The organism is Mesonia hippocampi, assembly GCF_014197445.1.
Taxonomy (GTDB): domain Bacteria; phylum Bacteroidota; class Bacteroidia; order Flavobacteriales; family Flavobacteriaceae; genus Mesonia; species Mesonia hippocampi.
The window spans coordinates 1-5,755 of record NZ_JACIFO010000018.1; the positions used below are offsets into that span (position 1 = coordinate 1).

Sequence of the window (5,755 nt, forward strand, 5' to 3'; positions counted from 1 at the left end):
ATGTTACCTGTCCAATAGGTTTTTATTCCTTGATGTTCAAAAGCTCCAATATCTATAGTACTACCAAACAAACGTGTATTTCCTGCTAAGTCGGTGTCGTTATTTAGGTCTCCACCTGCGTTGGTGTAAGCGGTGTTATCCCCTGCATCTATGGCAGGACTTCCATCTTTTAAGCTATAATCACCGTTGTAAAGGTCTGTAAAAATATCGGTTTCGCTTAAGCCCGTAGCATCGATGTTACCGTTGCTTGTATTACTATCATCTTTTATCAGTGAGTGGTTTGCGGTGTAATTACCGTTATTATTAATTATACCTCCCCAAACAATAGTGTTGTTTATTGTTAATGAAGAAGAGCTATTAAGCACATCAAAATTAAACTGCTTTGTCTTATTTCCAGCAATCGTTACATTGGTTAGGCTTGCTGAAGAACTGTTGTCACTTAGTACTCCCCCGCCAATATTTGCTATATTTTCGGTAATAGTTACATTTATTAAGTGTGGTGAAGAGTTATTATCAATGTGTACTCCTCCAGAAACCGCAGCCCTATTTCTAGTAATATTGGTGTTAATTAAGGTTGGTGAAGCGTTATTGATATGTATTCCTCCTCCTAGAAGTTCATCTATAGTATTTCCATTAACTAGTATATTGTTACTTGTACTTCCTTGATAATTAGTCCCTCCTGTAATACTAAAACCATTTATTAAAGCATTACCTACATCACCAGCAGCGATAAGTACACAACGGCTATTTTCGGTATTATTGGTAAGGTCAAATGAGGTAGCGGTTCTTGTTATTTGGTCATCATCGTTAAAATCTCCACTTAGAATACTTCCTAATGTGCTAGAAAAATCTCTAGTATGCGTTAAGTTGGTAATGCCATTAGCAGGATCAAAGCCTCCATACAATTGCACATTTTTAACCATAACAAAAGCACTTTTTTGGTTTCCGTTAGTGGTATAATTTCCGTCGTCTGCATTGTATAGAGGTTTGTAAGTACCTTTAGCTACATAAACTTGTAGGCTATCGTTTTGTAGCCAGTTGTTGTTGGCATCATGTTGTGATCTTGCCCATTTTAAGGCATCGGCAAGTTCTGGGATGGCATTTGCCCAAGAATCTCCAGAGCCATTACCTCCTGTTACATTTTTGTTTACATAAAGGATATTGTTTGCATCTGGGGTTGTAGAGATAGCTTGATCTTCAAAAGCTCCGATGTCTATAATACCGTCAGATAAGCGAGGGTTGCCTGCTAAATCTGTATCATTACTGATATCTCTTCCTGTATTGCTGTAAAGACTATTATTTCCTGCATTTATGGCAATACTTTCCTCTTTTAAGCTATAATCACCGTTAGCAGGGTCTGTAAAAATATCGGTTTCGCTTAAGCCCGTAGCATCGATATTGCCGTTAATCGTAGCACTATCACCTTCTACGATAGAATGATTTACAGCGTAACCACTAGATCCAACTATTCCTCCCCAAACAATAGTGTTGTTTATGGTTGGTAAAGAATAAGTGCTTACAAATATTCCATCGCCATGATTATCTGCTATATTTCCTATTAAAGTTACATTAGTTAATAATGGTGATGAATAGTTTTCTGCGTACATTCCACCACCTTTTCCTGTTGCTTTATTACGCGTAACAACTACATTGGTTAGGTTTGGTGAAGATTTATAATTAAACATTCCGCCTCCATGATATGACTTATTCCCTATAATACGCACATTGGTTAAGTTCGGAAAAGACTCATCATTATGCATTCCTCCACCTTTATTTGTTACTACATTATTTGAAATAGTTACATTGGTTAGGCTTGGAGAAGATTTATAATTAAATATTCCTCCACCATATTTATGAGCAGAATTCCCTGCAATATTTATATTGATGAAATTTAGTGAAGAATAAGAATTATAAATACCAGCACCATAAGGTTGATATATCTCTTTTCCGTTAACAGATGCATGTATATAATCTATCGTATTTGCATTCCCTCCAGTAATATTAAAACCATCTATCAATGCGTTACCCAAGTCACCTGCTGAAATAAGTACATGATAAGCGTTTTCTGTATTATTGGTAATGTTTAATGTAGTACCACTTCCTGTTACTACATCATCGTTGTTAAAGTCTCCACTTAAGGTGCTTCCTGTTGTTGTAAAGTCTCTCGCGTGCGTTAAATCGGTAATGCCATTAGCTGGATCGAAACCACCATATAGCTGTATGTTTTTCAACATGACAAAGGCGTTTTCACGGTTGGCATTATTGGTATAATATACGTCTGCTGCATTGTATAGAGGCTTATACGTACCTTTGGCTACATAAATTTGCAAACTGTCGTTTTGTAACCAATTGTTTTTAACATAATGCTGTGTTCTTGCCCATTTTAAGGCATCGGCAAGCTCAGGGATAGCATTTGCCCAAGAATCTCCAGAGCCGTTTCCTCCATTTACGTTTTTATTTACATAGATGATATTACTGGTTGTTGCACCTTGATTTTCATAAGCTCCCATATCTATAGAATTACCAAACAAACGAGGGTTGTTAGCTAGATCTGTATCGTTATTAACATCTCCTCCTGCATTGGTATAGGCAGTATTATCTCCTGCATCTATGACTAGGCTTCCATTTTTTAAGCTATAATCACCATTAGCCGTATCTGTAAAAATATCGGCTTGGCTTAAGCCCGTAGCATCGATATTGCCGTTATTTGTATTGCTATTTCCTTCTATCAGTGAGTGGTTTGCGGTGTAATTACTGTTATTTTCATTAAATATTACCCCAAAAACAATAGCGTTGTTTATTGCTAGTGATGTATTTTGATTATACACCCCATTAACGTTAGGAGCTATATTACCTGCAATACTAACATTGGTTAAAGTAAAAGAAGAAGCATAAGAGTTAAACATTGCGCCCCCCTTATCGGCAGTGTTTGCTGTAATAGCTACATTGGTTAAGTTAGATTTTGAATTAAAACCATTGTAAATTCCTCCTGCAGCATTATCAGCAGTATTGTTAGTAATGATTACATTGGTTAAGTTCGCTGAAGAAGCATAATCATTATGCATCCCACCACCACTCAGGATTGCTTTATTCTTAGCAATAGTTGCCTTAGTTAAACTCAGAGAGCAAAAATTATCACTATATATTCCACCTCCTTTAAGAAGTGCTATATTTTCAGTTATAATGAGATTAGTCAAACGAGGAGAAGCATTAGAGTTATAAAATCCTGCACCTTTATGCCTACTAACACTTGCATTGTTTACCTGAATTGTAGTAGAGGTATCAGCATTTCCTCCTGTAAGCATAAAACCATCTATCGAGGCATTGCCTATATTTTTTGCAGCAATAAGTACATGGTATGCGTTTTCGGTATTATTAGAAAAAGAAAGTGTTGCTCCGCTTCCTGTAATTTGGTCATCATCATTAAAGTCACCGCTCAAGATACTTCCGTAATCTGAAAAATAGCGCTGATGGCTAAGGTCTGTAATATTATTAGCGGGGTCAAAACCTCCATAAATTTGTACGTTTTTAACCATAACAAAGGCGTTGTCACGGTTAGCATCGGTCGTATAATTTCCATCTTCGGCACTGTATAAAGGTTTATATGTACCTTTAGCTACATATATTTGCAAGCTATCATTTTGCAGCCAATTGTTATCTGTATCATGTTGCGTTCTTGCCCATTTTAGCGCATCGGCAAGTTCAGGAATGGCGTTAGCCCAAGAGTCTCCTGTTTGTGTACCTCCTATTATGCTTTTATTTACATAAATGGTATTATTAGTGTTTGGAGTGATGTTTGGAGTTTGATATTCAAAAGCCCCCATATCTATAGTATTGTTGTGTAAACGAGGATTTCCCGCGAGGTCAGTATCGTTATTAACATCTATACTTTCTCCTACGGCTATGGGGACACTATAAAGACTATTGCTTCCTGTATTTATAGCAATGCTTCCTCCTCTTAAACTATAATCGCCATTAGCTGGATCTATAAAAATATTGACATCACTTAACCCCGTAGCATCTATATTACCGTTATTAGTATCACTATTTCCGTATGTTAAAGAGTAGTTTATAATAGCAGAACCATTACCGCTATTATATATTCCGTCTAAAATAATGGAGTTTTTTATTATTGCTGAAGTATCAAAATCATTATACATTCCATTTCCATTAAGAGTTGCTGTATTCCTACTAATAGTTGCATTGATTAATACAGGAGAAGACCTATAGTTATACATTCCTCCGCCATAATGAGTGGTTGCTACATTTTCGCTAATAAATGTATTGATTATATAAGGCCCGGATCCGTTGTTATACATCCCACCACCAGAATGAGTTGCCTTATTTCCTTTAAGTATTACACTGGTTAAACGAAGATAATGAGTAGAGGTTCTGTTATACATTCCACCTCCATAATTTGCTATATTTTCTGAAATGGTTGTATTGGCGAGGATTGGTGATGCCCCGTTGTCATTATACATTCCTCCTCCATTAGATACTGCTGAATTTCTTGTAAGGGTTACATTGGTTAAGTTAGTCGAAGAACTTACATTATAAATCCCTCCTCCGTTTCGTTGTCCTACGTATAATAAGTTAACATAAGTGCTATTGAAATTGCTAGCATTCCCTCCTGTAATACTAAAGCCATCTATTAAGGAGCTACCATTATTTCCTGCCGAGATAACCACATGGTAAGCATTTTCTGTATTATTGGTAATGCTTAGTGTAGCCCCGCTTCCTGTTATTACATCATCATCGTTAAAATCTCCACTTAAAATGCTTCCCGATGTGCTAGAAAAGTCTCTAGTATGCGTTAAATTGGTAACGCCATTAGCGGGGTCAAAACCTCCATATAGTTGCACATTTCTTACCATAACAAAAGCATTTTCACGATTAGCATTGGTCGTGTAATTTCCGTCTTTGGCATTGTATAAAGGTTTATAATTACCTTTGGCTACATAAATTTGCAGGCTATCGTTTTGTAGCCAACTGTTGTTGGCATCGTGTTCTGTTCTAGCCCATTTTAAGGCATCGGCAAGTTCTGGGATGGCGTTAGCCCAAGAGTTTCCAGAGCCATTACCGCCTGTTACGTTTTTATTTACGTAAAGAATCCCATTGCTTGGTGTTGGTGTTTGCGCTTGTCCTGTGCTAGGGTAAGCAACCCATAGTGCAAACAATAAGGAAAGTATGCTTTTAACATACAAACTTGTTTGATAGTAATTTCTCATGATTTTGATTGATTTTTATAAAATAGAATTTTTAAGGTGTTACTAAATAAAAAGAAGAGTTTTGTGGCTTTAAATAATAAAAGTGTAAAAGAAGCTCATTTGTTTTTTACCTCAAAAAAAACAGCGTTACAAAATCGTTACAGTTTATAAGTAACTAAAAATGTATTGATTAAATATAGGTTTAATAAAACCAAAACTGTTGGTTGTGTTGCGAACACCATCAGCAAATAAAAACAACAAGACCGCTCTCTATAATTAGAGAACGGCCTTGAAGAACTTCAGTTGTGAGTTTTTATTTGTTTTGACGCAATTTACGGATGCCATACACTGCTCCCGCAGCAATAGCTACCCCTATAAACCCATCGATAGGAGCGGTAGGAGTAGGGGTTTCATCATCTACATCTCCAGGGAATCCTGGAGGGAGTGCATAGACTAAAGGCATGGTTAAAAACAGGATTAACACTGCGATAAAACGGATTTTACTTTTATTATTCATGATTGATAATTTTATTAGTTGATGATTAATT

The 5,755-nt window shown here is 36.4% G+C and carries 2 protein-coding genes; both read right to left on the reverse strand.

The genetic code is table 11. The features are described 5' to 3' along the window. Positions 1–5,228, reverse strand: a 5,228-nt coding sequence (locus GGR32_RS11860; RefSeq protein WP_221403740.1) for a beta strand repeat-containing protein, incomplete at its 3' end; no start/stop codon positions are given. Between the two features lie 292 nt (positions 5,229–5,520). Then, positions 5,521–5,755: PID-CTERM protein-sorting domain-containing protein (locus GGR32_RS11865; RefSeq protein WP_221403741.1), on the reverse strand; the 235-nt coding region annotated here is incomplete at its 5' end.